Annotated in this window: 21 protein-coding genes and 1 pseudogene; 13 read left to right on the top strand and 9 right to left on the bottom strand. The window is 44.0% G+C overall.

The genetic code is table 11. From position 1 onward, the window contains the following. Positions 1-71: 71 nt before the first annotated feature. Entirely contained in the window at positions 72-1,106 is a 1,035-nt protein-coding gene (gene dusA / locus JFY74_04305) for a tRNA dihydrouridine(20/20a) synthase DusA (protein QQG29295.1), read from the bottom strand. 89 nt (positions 1,107-1,195) lie between these two features. Here dusA and JFY74_04310 point away from each other — a divergent pair, with 89 nt between their 5' ends. Next, the gene (locus JFY74_04310) at positions 1,196-2,287 is read left to right on the top strand and encodes a site-specific integrase (GenBank protein ID QQG29296.1); all 1,092 of its coding nucleotides are present in this window, start codon (positions 1,196-1,198) and stop codon (positions 2,285-2,287) included. Between the two features lie 202 nt (positions 2,288-2,489). Here the strand turns inward: JFY74_04310 and JFY74_04315 are convergent, their stop codons facing one another. The 3 genes from JFY74_04315 to JFY74_04325 form a co-directional block, all read right to left on the bottom strand. Then, complete coding sequence (locus tag JFY74_04315; GenBank protein ID QQG29297.1) at positions 2,490-3,029, bottom strand: hypothetical protein; 540 nt, start codon at positions 3,027-3,029, stop codon at positions 2,490-2,492. 95 nt (positions 3,030-3,124) lie between these two features. Continuing rightward, positions 3,125-4,339, bottom strand: a complete 1,215-nt coding sequence (locus tag JFY74_04320) for a hypothetical protein (protein QQG29298.1) — start codon at positions 4,337-4,339, stop codon at positions 3,125-3,127. Positions 4,340-4,461: 122 nt separating this feature from the next. Beyond that, positions 4,462-5,115, bottom strand: a complete 654-nt coding sequence (locus tag JFY74_04325; GenBank protein QQG29299.1) for a hypothetical protein — start codon at positions 5,113-5,115, stop codon at positions 4,462-4,464. A 264-nt stretch (positions 5,116-5,379) separates the two neighbouring features. On the opposite strand from JFY74_04325, the gene JFY74_04330 reads away from it, so the two are divergent. The 8 genes from JFY74_04330 to JFY74_04365 all read left to right on the top strand — a co-directional run bounded on the left by JFY74_04330 (position 5,380) and on the right by JFY74_04365 (position 11,189). Next, positions 5,380-5,772, top strand: coding sequence for a hypothetical protein (locus tag JFY74_04330; protein ID QQG29300.1), 393 nt, complete (start codon positions 5,380-5,382; stop codon positions 5,770-5,772). 530 nt (positions 5,773-6,302) lie between these two features. Continuing rightward, positions 6,303-6,620 carry a hypothetical protein gene (locus JFY74_04335; protein ID QQG29301.1) on the top strand — a complete coding sequence of 106 codons (318 nt, stop codon included), beginning with the start codon at positions 6,303-6,305 and terminating at the stop codon, positions 6,618-6,620. A 246-nt stretch (positions 6,621-6,866) separates the two neighbouring features. After that, positions 6,867-7,055 (top strand): helix-turn-helix domain-containing protein, encoded by a 189-nt coding sequence (locus JFY74_04340; GenBank protein QQG29302.1) that lies wholly within the window; start codon positions 6,867-6,869, stop codon positions 7,053-7,055. A 13-nt stretch (positions 7,056-7,068) separates the two neighbouring features. Further along, complete coding sequence (locus JFY74_04345; protein ID QQG29303.1) at positions 7,069-8,751, top strand: DUF927 domain-containing protein; 1,683 nt, start codon at positions 7,069-7,071, stop codon at positions 8,749-8,751. Positions 8,752-8,800: 49 nt separating this feature from the next. Beyond that, positions 8,801-9,076, top strand: a complete 276-nt coding sequence (locus JFY74_04350) for a pyocin activator PrtN family protein (GenBank protein QQG29304.1) — start codon at positions 8,801-8,803, stop codon at positions 9,074-9,076. Positions 9,077-9,263: 187 nt separating this feature from the next. Further along, complete coding sequence (locus tag JFY74_04355; GenBank protein QQG29305.1) at positions 9,264-9,803, top strand: type IV toxin-antitoxin system AbiEi family antitoxin domain-containing protein; 540 nt, start codon at positions 9,264-9,266, stop codon at positions 9,801-9,803. Beyond that, on the top strand, positions 9,793-10,716 hold the full coding sequence (locus JFY74_04360) for a nucleotidyl transferase AbiEii/AbiGii toxin family protein (GenBank protein ID QQG29306.1): 924 nt from the start codon (positions 9,793-9,795) through the stop codon (positions 10,714-10,716). The genes JFY74_04355 and JFY74_04360 overlap by 11 nt, the downstream gene beginning before the upstream one ends. Before the next feature lie 335 nt (positions 10,717-11,051). After that, on the top strand, positions 11,052-11,189 hold the full coding sequence (locus JFY74_04365; GenBank protein QQG29307.1) for a hypothetical protein: 138 nt from the start codon (positions 11,052-11,054) through the stop codon (positions 11,187-11,189). On the opposite strand, the gene JFY74_04370 is transcribed toward JFY74_04365, so the two are convergent. Beyond that, positions 11,178-11,804, bottom strand: coding sequence for a LysE family transporter (locus JFY74_04370; protein QQG29308.1), 627 nt, complete (start codon positions 11,802-11,804; stop codon positions 11,178-11,180). The two genes, JFY74_04365 and JFY74_04370, sit on opposite strands and share 12 nt — an antisense overlap. A 39-nt stretch (positions 11,805-11,843) precedes the next feature. Here JFY74_04370 and JFY74_04375 point away from each other — a divergent pair, with 39 nt between their 5' ends. After that, a complete protein-coding gene (locus tag JFY74_04375; protein ID QQG29309.1) occupies positions 11,844-12,215 on the top strand; it encodes a hypothetical protein in 372 nt (123 codons plus the stop codon). Positions 12,216-12,606: 391 nt separating this feature from the next. Continuing rightward, on the top strand, positions 12,607-13,203 hold the full coding sequence (locus tag JFY74_04380; GenBank protein QQG29310.1) for a hypothetical protein: 597 nt from the start codon (positions 12,607-12,609) through the stop codon (positions 13,201-13,203). 147 nt (positions 13,204-13,350) lie between these two features. On the opposite strand, the gene JFY74_04385 is transcribed toward JFY74_04380, so the two are convergent. After that, complete coding sequence (locus JFY74_04385) at positions 13,351-13,497, bottom strand: hypothetical protein (GenBank protein QQG30444.1); 147 nt, start codon at positions 13,495-13,497, stop codon at positions 13,351-13,353. 11 nt (positions 13,498-13,508) lie between these two features. Continuing rightward, a pseudogene (locus JFY74_04390) lies at positions 13,509-14,003 on the bottom strand (integrase arm-type DNA-binding domain-containing protein). A 522-nt stretch (positions 14,004-14,525) separates the two neighbouring features. On the opposite strand from JFY74_04390, the gene JFY74_04395 reads away from it, so the two are divergent. Continuing rightward, positions 14,526-15,668 (top strand): Fic family protein, encoded by a 1,143-nt coding sequence (locus JFY74_04395; protein ID QQG29311.1) that lies wholly within the window; start codon positions 14,526-14,528, stop codon positions 15,666-15,668. A gap of 116 nt (positions 15,669-15,784) precedes the next feature. On the opposite strand, the gene JFY74_04400 is transcribed toward JFY74_04395, so the two are convergent. Together JFY74_04400 and JFY74_04405 are read right to left on the bottom strand one after the other, a co-directional pair. After that, positions 15,785-16,219, bottom strand: coding sequence for a hypothetical protein (locus JFY74_04400; GenBank protein ID QQG29312.1), 435 nt, complete (start codon positions 16,217-16,219; stop codon positions 15,785-15,787). After that, the gene (locus tag JFY74_04405; GenBank protein QQG29313.1) at positions 16,213-17,031 is read right to left on the bottom strand and encodes a helicase; all 819 of its coding nucleotides are present in this window, start codon (positions 17,029-17,031) and stop codon (positions 16,213-16,215) included. The genes JFY74_04400 and JFY74_04405 overlap by 7 nt, the downstream gene beginning before the upstream one ends. A 98-nt stretch (positions 17,032-17,129) precedes the next feature. On the opposite strand from JFY74_04405, the gene JFY74_04410 reads away from it, so the two are divergent. Next, entirely contained in the window at positions 17,130-18,227 is a 1,098-nt protein-coding gene (locus JFY74_04410; protein ID QQG29314.1) for an ISAs1 family transposase, read from the top strand. Positions 18,228-18,622 lie beyond the last annotated feature (395 nt).

The following is an 18,622-nucleotide window of genomic DNA, read 5'->3' on the forward strand; positions in this document are numbered from 1 at the left end:
ATTGATTTACCGGCGGCACGAGGAAGAGAAATGACAGAGTGTTGATGGAAAATGCTAACTGTTAGTGTTTTTTAAACCAAATTAACCAGCGCTAGCGCACGCTCTACCACCGCTGCATCGGCACCGGGTTTGTGGGCGTTTTCGCTCAGATAACGTCGCCACTGGCGAGCGCCGGGAATGCCCTGAAACATACCGAGCATATGGCGCGTGATATGGCCTAATGATGCACCGCCAGAGAGTTCGCGCTCGATATAAGGATACATAGCCCGAACTATCCCAGCCAGATCCGGCGTGGTCGCGTCGATGCCAAACAGTTCACGGTCAACCTGTGCCAGAATTCCGGGGTTTTGGTAGGCTTCACGCCCCATCATCACGCCGTCCAGATGCTGTAAATGCGTTTTGGCTTCTTCCAGCGTTTTAACGCCGCCGTTGATGGCGATGGTGAGTGCCGGAAAATCACGCTTGAGCTGGTAAACGCGCGGGTAATCTAACGGTGGAATTTCCCGATTCTCTTTCGGACTCAGACCCGATAGCCACGCTTTGCGCGCGTGGACGATAAAGGTATCGCATTCGCCGCGTTCGGCGACAGTTTGAATAAAGTCGCAAAGGAATTCATAGCTGTCTTGATCGTCAATGCCGATGCGGGTTTTCATCGTAATCGGAATGGAGGTGCTGTATTTCATCGCTTTGATGCAGTCTGCTACCAGCGCCGCTTCACCCATCAGGCAGGCACCGAAACGACCATTCTGTACGCGGTCAGACGGACAGCCGACGTTCAGGTTAACTTCATCATAGCCGCGCTGCTCTGCCAGTTTAGCACACTGCGCCAGCGCTTGCGGATCGCTACCGCCGAGCTGTAGCGCTAGCGGATGCTCTTCTTCGCTGTAGGCCAGATAGTCACCTTTGCCATGCAGAATCGCACCTGTTGTCACCATTTCGGTATACAGCAGCGTCTGGCTAGTCAGCTGACGAAGGAAGTAACGGCAATGACGATCGGTCCAATCTAGCATAGGGGCAATGGAAAAACGGTGGTCGATGGTTTTACTGTGAGAATCAGCTACAGAGCCTGTTTTTACTGAGTTTTCTTTGTTCTGTTTCTGAGTCATTTTATGTCGTTTCCAGTCATTTATTGGTTGCACCTGCCCCATATCTGCCCCACAATTCCATGGGGCAGGTAAATTCCAAGAGGTTAGTCATGGCCGGTTATACCATTGAAAAACGCAAAACCAGCAAAGGCGAATTACGCTATCGCTGTACCGTCCGGGAACATAAAGGCGAGGCGGTAGTATACCGCGAATCGCGCACCTTTGGCAGACAGTCAGACGCGAAGAGCTGGGGCATGCAGATGGTAACCATGATTGAGCGTGATGGCATCCCTGGCGCAGTGGAGCCGGTGCCAACTATCCGTGAACTGATTGCGATGTACCGCAACCACTCGGCAATAGCTCCAACCATAGGCCGCACCAAAGCCTATTGCCTGAACTTAGTGGCAGACTGTGATCTGGCGGCGATTCAGGCCGATGAACTGACTATCAAAGATTTGGTCGACCATTGCCAGGCCAGATGCAAAGCCGGAGCTTCAGCGGCCACTATTGCACATGATATTAGCTACCTGAGTTCTGTGTTTGCTGCAGCCAAGCCGGTGTTTAATATTGCTGTCGACAACAAACTGATTATCGAAGGCCGTAAAACCCTCAATGATCTAAAACTGGTAGGTAAGGCACAAAAACGCACCAGACGGCCAGTGAGTGACGAGTTAGAGCGCATCATCAAGGGTTTAGAAAAACGCCAGGAGCATGTCACGGCCAAAATCCCTTTTACCGAAATACTCAACTTTGCCATTTTAAGCTGTATGCGGATCAGCGAAGTGTGCAAAATCAAATGGTCTGGCGTTGATAAAAAAAACAAAGCCGTGATGGTAGAAGACCGCAAAGACCCAAGGAAAAAAGCCGGTAACCATATGCTGGTGCCGTTATTGGGCGAAGCCTGGGAGATCTTACAACGCCAGCCTAAAACAGATGAGCTGATTTTTCCCTACAACGGCAAAAGCGTCACCGCCGGTTTTCAGCGGGTCAGAAAAGAGCTTGGCATTGAAGATTTACGCTGGCACGACCTGCGCCGCGAAGGCGCCTGCCGTTTATTCGAAGCCGGTTTTGTCATTGACGAAGTCGCCCAGGTCACAGGCCACAGGAATATCAACATCCTATGGCAAATCTACACCGACCTTTTTCCAAACCGGGTGCATGCGAAGTTTGAACGGTTGCAACAGGGTAAGAGCCAGACTTGATTTTTAAAGTGGGAAAAGCGGGAAGTTTTTAAGCAGTATGAGATCACAATAGAGCTGGAAGTCAGTGATTTACTACCGACATAGGGATCACCAATTTGAGCGTGAAACAGACGTTAACTGTAATGCCCACAATAAACGCTAGCAAATTATTGCGAGTCAAGCGCCTAATGGGAACATTTTTGCTGTCGCTTGTTAGGGCAACTTAAAACGGCGAATCAATATCATCTTTAAGAACAGACTGTTTTTCAGGATATTTGTCCTGAAGATAACTTTCCATCTGTTTCTGATAAAATGTCATCTTTGCAAACTCCTCATCCATTCGTAAGTGAATTGAAATTTCGTCATCCATTGGATGCAGATGCGCTTCGCCACTATTTAATGCAATCAAAATATTTTGATACTGGGCAAGCGTTTGAACACTTGCGTTCAATACCGCAGAAAGAGCACCAATATGAGTTTGCTTTTTTTGTTCATTCTCTGATTCTGCTAGTTGAGCTTTTAGTTCTCGAAGCTCAATTTTCTGTAAATGAACAGAAATCATTAACCAAATTACCGCTAAGCATGCAGCCAAAACACCTATTGTGCCACTAACATAGCTACCAAAATCCCCCCAGTCACTATGCTCTGTAGATGCGCCCCCATTGAAGGTAATGAAGTACATCCCAGTGAAGAAAACCACCGCAAGTACAAGTACTGCCAGACTAACGATTATTGCAATATTATTTTTTATGAATTTCAACATCGAGATTCCATCAGATGGCCTAACTGCCTTGCTAACCGGAAAATTAGAAGCATAGCTACTAATTTCTCCGAGTGTAGAATTTTTGTGGCTGCAATTTAGAATGCTATGTCTTTGCCAGTTTTAAGGATAAGTTCCTCGGCAATATACAATAGCAGTGGAGTTTCATTGAATAGTATTTTTTCCTGTCCAGAAAAAGGTATGAACCGTGAAATTTCGCCTTCCTTATTATGAACAAGAGCGTTTCTTATGTGATAAATTCTCTTAGAGATAGTTGGGAATAACTGGCTGTCGTTAGTATCTACCTTCTGATTCTCACCAAATATATCTCGCTCAGAGGTATAATTGCCGGGTCGTTTCTTTTCGTAGTCATTGATCCACTGACTTAGTTCGGCCTTATCCAAATATTTTTCCAGTACAGTAACAAGCATTTTCCGTTCATCCATTTTTTGATCAAATGTACGAACTGTTTTTATAAGCTCACGTAACTTATTGACTTTTGAGTGAGAGAAATCTGGCGTAACCAATTCTTCCTTTATTTTTTGATGTAATACATCTTCCGAAGCTGACGTAAAAAAGTACTCAAGAATCTTGTACAGCGCTAGGTATGACAAGATCAAGCTTTCGCTACCCAAAGCTAACTGATAATAAGCAACGAGTTCTGAGTGGTATGTTCTTAAGGGAAACTGTACAGACTCTCTTTGCCTAGTATCAAGCCAGTATGATGACCTATCCCAAGAACTAGAAAGAGTCACACCAACACCATTCCCATAAGCAATATGATAAATTCCTGCTTCAGCAATAGCTTTGAGTTGCTTTATATTTTTATGAAAATTATGTGGTTCAGGCGCAATAACTTTAACTGTTATTACTCTCGAAAGAAGCTCGGAAAGTGTAACATTATCACGACCACGATATCTTTGGCTATTCATGGAAATGTTTCTCAGAACATCCTTTTCTATATGTTCAGAATCGCATAAAGAAATTGCATAGTTCGATGATATTCCGCTCAGTTGAATCACAAATCCATTACTGTGCTGGATTTTAATATCTTCGTCATCCCGGAATAATCTGTATACACCAGGCCCTCTCCCCTGAATTTCAATGACATGTTCATAATGTCCAGGTATAAAAAAAGCAGTCTCTTCTGGGTGCTTAATCGAATCGCGATGTTGCAAATACGCATCCACATCTGAATCCTTTATGTTGAAAGAAATACCTCTAAACCTTACCGGATATTGGCCTTTAACCTTTCGCTCAACCTCTGGGTTTAAACCCCTAAGCACTTCCCTTACTTGATTAATGCTTGCCATGCTTATCCTCTACTAAAAGCATTCAACGCTTCTTTGGCCAATCGTCCCGTGATAAAAAATAGGCTCTCTTTTTTCGTAGAATCAATACACGGAACAATACTCCCATTATTTAATAACATCTGTTAGGTTAGATTGATGAGAGCAAATATTTTTTCAATATTACTGATAGACCAAGACAGCGCAGTGGAAATTACTATACTAATTACAGCCCAACGAACTGTTGCCTTCACACCAGATCGGCCCTCTTCTTGGACTGGCCTAATAATGTTTTTATAAATATCCTCGTATTCACTCGATACAGTACTTACGCTTTTAAAGTGTTGTTGAATTTCGCGAAGCGGTGATTCCATAGGCTTGAGGAGCTCGTTTCCTTTAATGAGAGATTCCACTTCATCTAATTTTTTCTTTGTATCTGATATTTTCTTTGATAACTGATTTGGATTGAATGTTAAGATCTCTGTGATGCGTTGCTCAAGAGAGTTATATTCGGATTCTACTGATTCTACAAGAACGGCTAAATACTCGCATGTTGTACCTGTTATACCTCCAAATGTTATTGATGAAAAACCATCGTCACCAATTTCTTCATAATGTATGATTTGTGCAGAATTTAGCCTGTAAAGAAGTAAATCGAGCCAATTCCCATTAGGGACAATTTTGTGTAGGTCTGAAAATATCAGGGTTTCTTTGAAGTCAATGTTTCCTTCGCTATCTGCGTGGCGAATGAATGAAAGGAGCACTCTAATTTCTTGAATTTTTGAAACTTTATCGTCCATGAAAACTCTTTAGTAGCGCTTTGTGCTTAACGCTTATTCGGCGGTTCGAGCTTGTATTTAAACATGGGTTAATCCGTCTAACAAGCACTGGAGGTCTCCAGATGTAAATTGGATTTTGTTTAATCTGACTTGAGATTAGAAATGTCTGCATCTGAAATAAAACAGCGATATATCCATCTGCATTACAAAGCTTTTCGGCTTATTTGTCTTTACAAAGAGCAGGACGAAAATTGAAATCCTATTTTTAGATTTCAAAAAACAGACATGATAATGATTAACTCCGACCCCACCGAGCTGGAAATTGCTCTACTGCCACTAGCGTATATCAGCGCGGAGTGCTTTGAGCTGTCGTGGGTGCTGCATGAGGCGCTTACGCGCACAAGGTACAGAGTTTCTGGCCATTCTGGTTATGTTAAGGCGACCACAGGCGATATTGTTGCGCCTCATTTTTGGCTTTCTGTCGACGGCTATATTGTCGATTTTCGCTTGAGGATGTGGCTGGGTGATGAGGACTCAGTGCCCCATGGCATATTTAAAGCGTCGGACACGGCTGGCTTTGACTACTGCGGCGAAGCTTATGCCTTTTCGCGCTTAACGGATTCTGAGCTATTTGACCTGTCTGATGGCCTGCTTGGTGTTCTCTCTTCCTATGTGTAAAAACCGATGCCAGATTCCAGATAGATAGGAATATGGCACTTTCTGCTCCGGCCATCCAGGGCTGATTGATCGACATCGATATTCCACTACTGTGGAATTTGTGCGGCAAGATTCCAGATAGATAGTTATGTGGAAAGAAATTGGCTGGGATCTGGCCAGGTGCTCGCGGGGTGATTCCAAAATCCCTTCTCATTTTTAGCCGCTCTCAACTGTCTTCAGTTAAGCAAACCGATTCAAAACCAGACTCTGTACAGACAGAACAAAGTTAAATATTTTCAATAATTTATTGATCAAAAACCAGACATGATACATGCTTTCTGAAATTTGGCTTTTGAGGGGCTGGGATATGTCTGCAGGCTTTTTTTGTGGAATGGCGCTGCTGCTTGGATTTTTTACTGTGGTGTTTATCTGGTCAATTTATAGCTACCAAAAACACCAGGCTCAGGACCGATCAGCAGACAATGACTGAGAGTTGCATTTTTAAATCTGATGGTAGCCTTGACCTGACTATGGAATGAAAGGATTTATGTATGCACTTTATTAAAACTATTTTTTTGATGCTCATCGTTGTTATTGGTTTAGCCTGTTACCAGAATACCAAGTTTAGCTGGTGGCTGATTTGCTTTGCCCCCACCTTGTGGTGCTGGCCTGCCCTCGCCTTTGTTGCCAGGCGGCCTCTAGGTTTATGCCTGTTGTCCCTTGGCTTTGTAGTTTTTTTGGTTCTGCATTGGGTTGCTGCACTGGCAACGCTGAGCGCAATTGTGCTTATTTGGATGGCTAAAACAGCCAAAACTCTTCCATCTCGACCTAAATCTCGGGTCGTTATCAAAAATTATCATTTTTGGTGAGCTGTCATAAAGGGGCAGGAACTTTCACATGTGAAAGTTTTGCCTTATCACAGCATCAAAAAATAATTCGCTAATAACCAAGAATTGATGCTGTAAAACCTGAAATTCAAAGAAAATAATTAAATAACTGTTTTATAAAGACTTTTTATTTTTTCATTTTATCCAAAAAGGGCAATTACAGCGCCGAGGTTTTCTGTGCTGCGCATTCAGAATACTCCTGCCAAATCATAAACATTGGAGGAATGTATGGCTGAAACAAAGAATGAAACTCTACTAACAATGGCCGAAGTTGCTCAACTGACGTCACTATCTCAGTCCACGATCAGGCGTTTGGTTGCCTCAGGTCAATTACCAGCACCAATCAGAGTCAGCCCCACCGGGCGCTCCGTTAGATTCAAACTGTCTGAAATTCAGCAGTATTTGAATAACTTATAGCGGAGGTACAGGTATGGAATTCAGATTGCAGACCGATGCGCTAGAGGTAAAAGAAGCTGAGCGATGGCTCAAGGTAGGTGGGCCTATCAAAGTGATAGCTCGCACCCGTTCCGCCGATCAAAAACGTAGTTATGGAGTATTGATAGAGTGGAAAAACCTTGATGGGATTTACCTACAGGACATTGTATTAATTAAACATTTGCAAGGGGATAACAACAGACAGGTTCGTGAGATGTTAATTGATTCAGGCTATCAACTGGAACCGAACGCCCAAGCATGGCAGCGACTACAACGCTATTTACTGCATGAACTGCAACATGCCGAACCCGCAGTTTGTGTTGAAAGAACAGGTTGGCATCACCAAGGTTTTGTCAGCCATGGTTGGAGTGCAGCGCGCACAACAACCAAGTTATACTTGTTGAGCAAAAGTCCGGATTTGGAGCTGAAATCAGCGGGAACACTGGAGCAATGGCACGAAGAAATCGGCAAACTGTGCATTGCCAACCCCATGCTAATTTTTGCCTGCGGGGTCGCTTTGAGCGCGCCATTGCTAAGGGTATCAGGGGTAGAGAATGTGATTATTCATATCACTGGCGGATCTGGTTCAGGTAAATCGACCATCACTAAGTTGGCAACCTCTGTGGTGGGTGATGAATCCTTAATGCGGACCTGGCTGAGCACGGCAAATGGTTTGGCTGCAGCCGCAGCGCTACACCATGATATACCGCTATTTTTGGATGAGTTATCACAGGCCAAGGCTGAAGATATCGATAGTGCAGTCTATTCGATTACGAATGGCCGTCCTAAGCTGCGCGCGAATGAAACCGGGCAATTGGCCGCTGGTGAGCTTTGGAGAACGATCGCGTTGTCAAACGGCGAGGTGACTCTGCCTGAACGCTTGGCAGAGCTGGGTAAACAACCACTGGATGGACAACTCACCAGAGTTGTCGAAATACCAGTGTCTGGAAAATTCGGCGTTTTTGACGAACTGCATAGTTTTGCCCGGCCCGATCTGCTGGCAGATGAATTGCAACGTCGCTGCAGACTTTATCATGGCACCCTATTCCCTTCCTGGGTACGCCGCTTGGTCAGTTATGACGAGGCAGAGCTCAGCCGCAAAGTGTCGCAGCTATTGAGCTATCGTGCCGAACTACTCAAAGAAGATACGGAAGCTTTGGTTGGCCACAAAGCCAGCCCTCAAGTTTTGAGAGTGATCCGGCGTTTTGCGCTGATCCAGGTGGCGCTTAGCATGGCATGCCAATTTAATTTATTGCCATGGTCGGAGTACCAAGCTACTGATGCGGTCGGCCACTGCTTCAAATTATGGCTGAAAAACCGAGGTCATGGCCTGGATACGGAAGATTACCGGCTATTCTGCCAGCTAAAACAGACCATACAAAGCTGGCGCACCCGGATTAAACCATTAGATAGCCAGCTGAACTCCAGCGTCGGCTACAGCAGACTTCAACAAGACGAAGAACAATGGTTAGTCAAACCGGACGAGCTAAAGCAGGCATTAAATCTAAGGCCGCAGTACCGCTCGCAACTGATGTTATTAGCTCAGCGTGGTTGGCTACAGTTCAACGAAATGGAACGTTTAACACTAAAACTAGTGCAGGGCAAAAAGTCAGCGCGATATTTTGCCTTGTGGCCTGAGCGGATCAAAAACGATCTGGCAGAACTTGAGAATGACTAATTCGTTTCCCAGTTTTCCCAGTTTTTTTGTCATATTCAGAGGTAACCTTATGCAGACAATTTTTATGCTGCTGGCACAATTTGAGAAACCTGTAGTGCCGTTAAAAGATATTTGTGGTGAGTACTTTGGCCTGTCGCATCAAACCGCCAGAATCAGAGCCAATGCAGGCCAGTTACCAGTTCCAGCCTTTAGAACCAGTCAGAAAAATGACTATTTGGTACATCTGGCAGATTTGGCGGCGTACATTGATCAACAACGTGAGAAGGAGTCGAGACGTTTGGCAGCTATTAATCCAAGGGCTGTAAGCGCCCTGCCTGCCCGGTAAGGCGCTCAGATAAAACATTGTATCCACTAAGCTAAGCAAGCCTACAACACAGCCCGTGAATTTCACGGGCTTTTAAGTTGTCAATAAACCACTTAATACATGTAATAACTGTCTACTTAATAAGTTGAATATACACAAGTGGACACTTATACTATGAGTAAGTGTATTTCACGCGCAGATATAAACTATGCAACAGACTACAGCGATCCAGCGTTTAAGTGAGCTAGACCAGCAAGGACGTTATGTATTTGGTCAGCGCGATCTGGAGAAAATCTTTTCTGAAGATAGCAAACGCACCTTGCATGCCGGGCTTGAACGTTTGGTACGACAGAACATTCTGGAAAGGGCTGCCCGTGGCGTCTACCTCTTTGCTTTGTCACATCATAAAAAAGGCCCAGACACTCTGGAACTGATTGCCAAAACCCTGCGGCGTGGTGAATACAATTACGTCAGCCTGGAATCAGCGCTCTCCAGTTATGGTGTGATTTCGCAAATCCCGATGGACAGGCTGACCGTGATGACCACAGGGCGCAAAGGTGAATACAAAACTAACTATGGAACCATTGAATTCACACATACCAAGCGGCCGGTCAGTGAAATTATTCAGAGTTTCATCTCCATCAACCGGCCACTGCGGATGGCTACAAAGCAAGCGGCATGGCGCGACCAAAAACGGGTTGGCCGCAATACTCACCTGGTCCAGAAGGAAATGCTGAATGAAGATTGATCCGGCTGATTTTAATGCCTTAGTGGCTAAGGCAATGCAACAGGCTGAAGTTGCCGCCATGCGGCCCGTGATTGAAAAAGAGTTACTGCACTACGATATTTTGTACTGTCTTGACCAGGCAGGTTTGCTCAATGAGTTGGTGTTTCAAGGCGGAACCTCATTAAGACTTTGTCATGGCGGCAACCGCTTCAGCGAAGATCTGGATTTTGCCGGTGGTGTCGATTTTTCATCGGCCAGGCTGGCAGAGATGAAAACCTGTATTGAAGACTATATTGGTAAACGTTATGGCCTGGAAGTCACGGTGAAAGAGCCTGCGTCGCTGAAACAAGAAAAAGAGTACGCCGAACTGCGGATTGATAAATGGCAAATTAACATCACCACAGCCCCAGGCCAGAAGGATATGCCAAAGCAAAAAATTAAGCTTGAAGTGGCGAATGTGCCAGCTTACACCAAAGAAGCTTTGCCTCTTCGCAACAACTATGACTTCTTACCTGATGGTTACGAAGACACCCTGGTGTTTACCGAAACACTGGACGAAGTGATGGCGGATAAGCTGATTTCTCTACCTGCCACTCAACGCTACATTCGGCATCGCGATTTATGGGATTTGGTCTGGCTGCAGCAGCAGAACGCCCGGCTTAATCCTGAGCTCATCCGCTTAAAGCTGGCTGACTACAAAATTCCTGACTACCAGTTTATGCTGGAAAGCCGGATTGCTTCGCTGGATGAGATTGTCGCAGGTGCAGCATTTCATAATGAGATGAAACGTTTTTTACCAACCAACGTCTATGACCGGACTTTGGGGCAGGACAAATTTAAGTCCTTTATGCTGGGGGCTTTGAAAAAAATGCTGACGGAGGTACATACCAAGCTGTTCGGCAGTTCAACTCCAGAACATGAATTCAAACTTTAAGCAGCAGTAAATAGATAAAAGCAGCACAAAAAACGGGCAAAAACGACAAAAATTTAAGATACCTGCCCCATATCTGCCCCATGACAAGTTCAGCCCTTGCCAGATAAGGGCTGCAGCCAAAATCTCACCAATCTAGCATCGGCGCGATGGAAAAGCGGTTAAGACGAGAAGCTTGAGGGGCGGTTGATACTGTGTTGCGTGTACCTGATTTTACGTCGGTCATGATTTGTCAGTTATCGTTTCGTGTGTGTCTGGCGGTGTTGTTTGGTTTGCTCGTTTTCAGTATCTCTGTCGCCTTTCTTGTTTCAGATCCTAACAGAGACGGAGACGGGACAATGCACTATAACATAGAGAAGCGATCTCGCAGTCGCTATCGGATAGACGAGAAGGGCTTGCTGATTTCGTTACAGCATTGTAACGGTGTGGCTCCTGCCAGCCTGAAAGCAGCAGAAGCCAGTCAGTTAACGCGTTGACGCAGCCAACGTCGTGCCTGCCAGAATGAAGATCCCGCCCGTCGAGCGATTAAACAGCTTGATGCGACGTGGGTTGGAGAAAAGGCCCGATAAACGGCGGCCTGTGCAGGCATAGATAAACATGATACTGAAATCGAAGACAGCCCAAGTTACCGCCAAAATGATGAGCTGCAAAGCGTGCGGAGCGCTGGTATCGATAAAATTAGGGAAGAGCGCGGCGAAAAACAGCAGATCTTTCGGATTACTTATCCCAACCAGAAAGCCTTTGCGGAATAAGGGAAACCAGCCCGGAGCTGAGGCTTCCTGCATGTCATGCTCCGTGGTACTCATATCCTTGGAACGCCATGATGCGATGCCTAACCAGATGAGATAAACCGCACCAATAATTTTTAATACCATGAAGGCAGTGGTTGACGCAGCGAGGATGGCACCTAGCCCCAATGCTGAACAGGACATCAAAATCATTGCCGCGCTGACGCCGCCTAATACAGTTGCGGTTGCACGTGAAGCGCCGTAGCGTAAACCGTGCGACATGCTGATTAAGGCGGATGGGCCCGGAATGGCAATCAGGGCGATGATAATGCCTGTATAAGCCAGCCAGAGGTGAAGGCTCATGATTTCTCCTGCGCATAGTTCGTAGTTCACTGTGAAAGCGTGATTGAAAGCGGTGATATAAATCGATATATATTCACATATATATTGCTAGTTTTTCAACGCGTGATGGTAACAGAAAAGGGGTTGATGCCGCTCGCCCTCTTTATCAAAATTCTGTTGCTGGCGCTGGTGGGGTACACAGTGATAAGCCTGACATTTTTTAAACAACGCCCCTCTTGCCGCATTATTCGGCCTTATGGCCTCACCCCTTCGGGGTCAGCGCAAGCGCTGTTCAAAAACGCCTTGCCGTTTTTGTCCTGCAAATCGAATAATTTAAGGTATATATTAGAACAATTTATAAAAAAGATTGTGCCATCTAGTGTACCTGCAGAGCTGCGAGCAAACTGTGGAATGTTGCCTGCTTCTTGGTAGCCCAATTTATGGTACCAAATAGATGCGGCGTCAGCCGTGTGAGTGTCAAGGGTCAACAAGGTACGCAGATTGGTTTGTGTGTGACGCCCGCTTCAGCCCAATCGAGATGACTGTTCCATTCGGAGCATCATCTATTTGATGGTAAGTGCGGTTCTACGCTGGTATTTATTGATTTTTTTATACAAGAGAAATTTGATAGCACAGCGATTTTTTTAAATAATTTTATAGGTGAATAATGAGTAAGAAAATAGTTTTTATTAGTCATATAACTGAAGAGAAAGAGCTTGCTCAAATTCTTTCTGATGAAATAAAAAAATCATATTTGGGTATGCTGGATACTTTCGTTTCATCCGATGGTTAAAGCCTTCCAGCAGGTGGGAGATGGTTAGATATGATAGATGCAGCTTTGAATCAAAGTGCCATCCAGATATCTTTATGCAGCCCAAAATCAATTAAACGGCCATGGATTAATTTTGAAGCTGGGGCGTCTTGGATAAGAAAAATTCCTGTCGTACCTGTTTGTCACTCGGGTCTTCGTAAACATGAGCTACCTATACCATTGGCTATGCTGCAATCAGCAGATATTGACAACAAAAAAGACTTAAGTGGTATGTTTAATGAATTAACTAAAGTATTAGGTGCTACTATTAATCCTGATATTGATTATGATTCAATTATTGAACGTTCTAATGAGTTTCAGAATAAATACATGTACGTATATGTTATAAAAGATGCGATATGTAATATAATTAATATATGCCCTGAAATGGATGAGCTTTTCTTTTCTGGATTAATTCAAACTAAGGTTATAACAATAAAAGAGTATCAGTATATCGACATGGTACGACATCTTGAGTTTCTTTCTAGAGAAAATTTAGTTGGGTATGGATTCAATAAAACGATAATGGATAAATCCGGAACATATAAAGGAGGGGCGATCGCAGTTACGCCTAAGTATTTAAATGAAGTGATGGATATCATTCGCTAATTTTTCTGTTAATAGCCCTATCTATCAAGTGTTTAGATGGGGTTGTTATGTATTAAATAAAAATCATCATGTAAAATTAATATTTATTTCATGAATATAAATTCCAACGATTACCAAAAACAAAATAGATGGAAATCTATGGATAACTTAGATGTTTCCGACTCGTTGATAGTATTGATGTTCATATTCCGTTGGTGAAGTTTTATCACTTACGCTATGCCGATATTTACTGTTAAAAAAATTTTTTATGTAATCTAAAATATCGCTGCGGGTTTTTTCCTGTGTTCTGCAGATCTTTTTCTTTAGCGTACCCGTCCGGCGACGTCATGCACGCCTTTGTCGTCAATCGCCTTAACCAACTGCGCCAGATGGCGGGTTTCAACCTGCGCGATATCCATCGCACCAATGGAGGGGAAAACGTAGCGTTTCAGGCTGGTGAGAATTTTATCGGCGTGCGCGTCTGACCAGAGCTTGAGGCTGCTGGTGTGCCACGCCTGAGCGACATACTGAAAGGTGCGGGATTCATCAACGGTGGGGTTGTTCGCTTTGCGAAGCTGAGGGGGACTGATTCCGGACGCCAGCAGCTTACGCGCTGCATCGCGCTTTTCGCGGGCTTCTGCCAGTGTAGTTTGAGGGTAGGGGCCAAAGGCCAGACGGTTTTCTTTACCGCCGAGGCGATAGCGGAAATACCATAGCTCAGCGCCGCTGGGCGATACCGTGAGGTACAGGCCTTGCGAATCGGTGAGTTTGTAAGATTTTGCGAGAGGTTTCGCGGATCGGACTTTGCTGTCAGTTAACATATGAGGGTCACTCCCGTTCATCGAACTGAATGACCCGCAACCTGACCCACAAATTCCCCGATACGAAGGGATAAATCAAAACGCATCGGAAAAGATTTTTACGCCAACTTATTGAATTACATACACATAGGGATTGATAAGGAAGCATAAAAAAGGAAAGGTGGCGCCGGACTCGGGATCATACTCACGGTTAACTTGCTGTTTATTATTGTTTTGTTGGAAACACGATCAAGCTGCGCCCCCATGAAAGCCCCCATAAAAAATCGTTTTGTTTTTGTGATGGTTGTCACGATGAATCGGTGTTTTAGCGGTTAATGGCACTAAAAACGTGGTTTCATCTCCTATGCAGGCAACAGCCGATACCTCTCTGTGTTGAATATCTTTTAAACGTAGACTTGATATGTAGGATTCGTAACTTTTGAGATAATTATAAATGATGTGATCTATAATATATGGATTATATTGGTATTTTTGCTATTATTTTGAGATGTTCTCATACTCTATTTGAGATAATTACATATCATGGCTCAATTTAATCACTTTGAACTTTCGCTTCTGAACCCCAGTTTTGACTCCCCTTTAGTCGACGCTCTGACAGAGCTGGAGTTACTCCGGCATCTGAGACTGGAAACGGATGTTCACCCTATCCTGTTTGCGCAATTGAAAGCCGTTTTCCACATGCTCGAGAGTCTGGGTTCTGCGAGGATTGAGGGAAACCACACGACACTTGCCGACTATGTGGAAAGCAAAGTCGAAGGAACACAGAGTTCGACGGATCAGCTCAAAGAAATCAACAATATTGAAGCCGCGATGGAATTCATCGACGAGCATCTAAATAATGGTGATGAGATAACGGAATATTTTATCCGCGAGCTACATAGTCTGGCGGTTGTCGGGTTGCAACAGGAAGGCGACAGAACGCCCGGTGCCTATCGACAACATAACGTCAGCATCGCTCAGTCTGACCATTTACCGCCGGACCATATCCACGTTCCTAACTATATGTCAGAACTGACCGGCTTTATTAACCGTGCTGATAAACCAAAATATGATCTGATGAAAATTGCACTGGTGCATCACCGTTTTGGCTGGATACACCCATTCGGTAACGGTAATGGCAGAACGGTCAGATTGCTAACCTATGCGTTATTGATCAAGTATGGTTTTAATGTTCAGGCAGGTGGCCGGGTTCTTAATCCGACAGCGGTATTCTGTAATGATCGTGAGCGTTATTACGCCATGCTTTCGTTAGCGGATAAGGGAACAGAGCGGGGCTTAGAAGAATGGTGTTTATATGTACTTTCGGGAATTTCATCTGAGTTGAAGAAAGTCGATCAACTGACAAACCATGCTTTTTTGAGTACGAAAATACTGTATCCGGCGATCGACTTTTCATCTGAAAGAGGGCTAATAAACCCGTTGGAATCCAAAGTTCTGAAACGCGCTGTAGAGCTAGGGACGATAAAAGCGGGTGATCTCCGTACCGCTTTACCTGATCTAAAACCAGCGCAGGTGACTTATCAGCTCGGTAAATTGATTGACCGGGGACTGCTCCAACCAGTGGAAGAGGGAGCTCGTTCCTATACGGCGAAGTTTTCGAACTCATATCTTATTCGCGGGGTGATTAAGGTTCTGCGTGAAGAAGGGTTTATTCCTGATTTGTGAGGCCAGTAGATCGTTGGCTGACATTTCTGTGTAGGCGCTGACTGATATATTGGTTAGCTACTTAAAAAAGGAATTGGGAAGGTATAAAACCGGCTTGTTAGCCGGTTTTATAAAATTTATCTTGTGGAACCAACTGATTTTTCAAGGCATTTTTTTCTGAGTTCAACCGGAAGGGTAGACATCAGAGCATTAATAAAATCAAGCGTATAATCACGAGATAATTTAAATGAAAGCTCATTAATAAGGTGAGATAAATTTTCAGTTCTATCCCATTGAATTTTGAAATTACCGTTATTAACTTTTTGTTCTACGCGCTGCAATATTTTTTTTGAATTATATGTATACAACATCGTATGGTTAGTTCTTCGTCCATCTTCATCCTCGAAGAAGGAGACATAGACCTTTAGACCACTTCGAGTTTTCTTAATGACAATTTCGTCGTAGTTTGGGCTAAATGCAGCTTCTGCAAGTTCATGAGGCTGCACACCTTTTGAGAGGTGTACAGAAACTATTTTATCTATGAGCTGGTTCACACTTTTGATGCTTAGCATGACAACATGCTCCTTAACTCTTTGAATATACTAGGGAGATAATTAACAGACATCGTTAAAGCATCATTATCCCTTTCATTTACAGGGCCAAATCGGTGATGCAATTTGGCATTTATATAGATTACAAGTGTACCATCGTTGGTTGTATCTGTCCTTAAGGTTCTTATGTGCCTTGACATGTGCCTTGACAGAATTTTTGTCAACTCGGTTCCCTTTGGATCTAATTTTAAGTCACTTAAAATATTTGTAGCTTCATCACGAGAGCGCTTTGTTAATGTTTCACGCATTCTTTTACGATATAGCTCTGGTCTCTTAGATATGAGATTAGGATCAATATCGTCATTTGAAACTTTGCGAGTTTCTTTTGCGATCATTTGCGCCTTAATTAATGCAAGGTCGTCTTCATCGAGTTCGCCATCAGTAACATTATCTCTTAACTTATCAATTTTTTGGTTTGCTCTGGCTTCAATTTCGGCCCTTTTTTGTTCAAACAGTTCATTAAAGTCAATATCTTTTAGATAAGAGTCTTGATCACTTATAAAGCTGTTATCAATGAATACGCCTGCTAAAGATCTGTCTTTTTCTTCATACTCGTAATCAGAAAAATTATAGTCTTTAATTCGTTGCTGAGTGCCCCGATCAACTTCTTTTTGGAAAGATGACCACATAGCATCAAGGCCAATATCTTGATGATAAATAATGAGAGCGTTATTATCTACTTCAAAGGCTTCTATTTCCTCTTCGGGAATAGCACGTAAAACACGTCCAACTATTTGTGCGAAAGCATTTATACTTCTGTATGGTCTAAACAAGGCTCAGGGTGGGATCCCACTTTACTTATTGAAATAGAGAACTTATTTCGATTTCATTGATCTGAGTTTTATCTCCCCCCAACACTCAGTGAAAGACAATGACCATCTTTAATTATATCAATGAAATACCCGACCCTCGCTGCGAGACGAATAAAAAGCATGAATTGATGGACGTCATTTTCCTCACCTTTGCTGCCGTGCTCAGCGGCGCATCGGGTTGGAAAGCCATACAGCAATTCGGTGAGTGCCAACTCCCGTGGCTGAGACAGCATTCTCCTTTTGCTAATGGTATTCCAAAACGTCATTGTATCGCCAATATTATCAAGGCATTAGATAGCCAGTCCCTGATGTCGGCACTGTTAAGCTGGATTAATGAACGTCGCAGTGGTAATGGCAGAAAACAGATAGCAATTGACGGTAAAACACTTCGCGGAACGGGCAACGGCTTTTTAGCGCAAGCCCTGCATGTCGTCAGCGCTTACGACATTGGCAATGGTATTGCGTTGTATCAACAACTTACTGAAAGAAAAGGTAAAGAAGGACCAGTGGCCCGCCAGCTTATTGAATGTCTGTCGCTGGAAAATGCCACCGTCACGCTGGATGCTCTTCATTGTCAGGTGGAGACATTGCAGCTTATCTGTCAGCGTAAAGGCGAGTTTATCGTCGGCATTAAAGGGAACCAAAAAAAGCTGTATGAATTTGTTAAACAGCGTTTTTCTTCATGTTATGACGATGAAGGGCTGGCGACGCACAGTGAAAATAATCAGGCGCATGGGCGGACGGAATATCGTCAGGTGATGCAGATAGATGCGGACCTTCCCGAGGAGTTAAAACAACGCTGGCCGACAATTCGTACGTTAATAGAAGTGGTGAGTGAACGTGGTGAGCGGGGAAAGGTGGTACACAGAGAGTCGCGTTGGTATGTCAGTTCGTTGGCGGTAGACGCACGGGTAGCGTCACAAATGATACGCGAGCATTGGTGTATAGAAAATCAACTGCATTGGGTATTGGATGTGGTTTTCAGAGAGGATGAGATGAACCTGAAAGACCCGGAAGGAGCGGCGCATATGGCGCTGTTCAATCGAGTCGCGTTGAGTGTTCTGAAACAGCATGAAGGTAAAAAAGATAGCATAGCGGGCAAACGACAATGTGCCGGATGGTCAGGAGATTTTCGTAGCGAGGTTATCTTTGGTTAATTCATCGACAAAGTGGAATCCCGCCCTGTCTCTGACATAAACATAATCTATTTGAAAATTTAAGATTATCTCTGTGGGAGTTGATGAACTTATCCAATATAAAAAGGAGCAATAGGCGATAGGTTTATTTTCTTCATCAGCTACAACAACTAGACTTACAGTCATTTCCTTAGATTTTTTGCAAAAATCTAAGGCTAATGCATATCGTGAATCGCATGTACTATCAATATCCTCAAAGTCGTCTGCGGTTGGTGTGAATGAGTGATGAGTATTACCTTTTGTATCTATACAGTATAAAGACATATTTTCCCTCTACTTTCCCCTATTAAGCAGGGGAAGCTTGGTTAAATTTTCAATTCAGTATAAAGGGTTTATCGCTGACTAACCTTCCTTGA

This window comes from Pectobacterium carotovorum (assembly GCA_016415585.1).
In the GTDB taxonomy this organism is placed as follows: domain Bacteria; phylum Pseudomonadota; class Gammaproteobacteria; order Enterobacterales; family Enterobacteriaceae; genus Pectobacterium; species Pectobacterium carotovorum_K.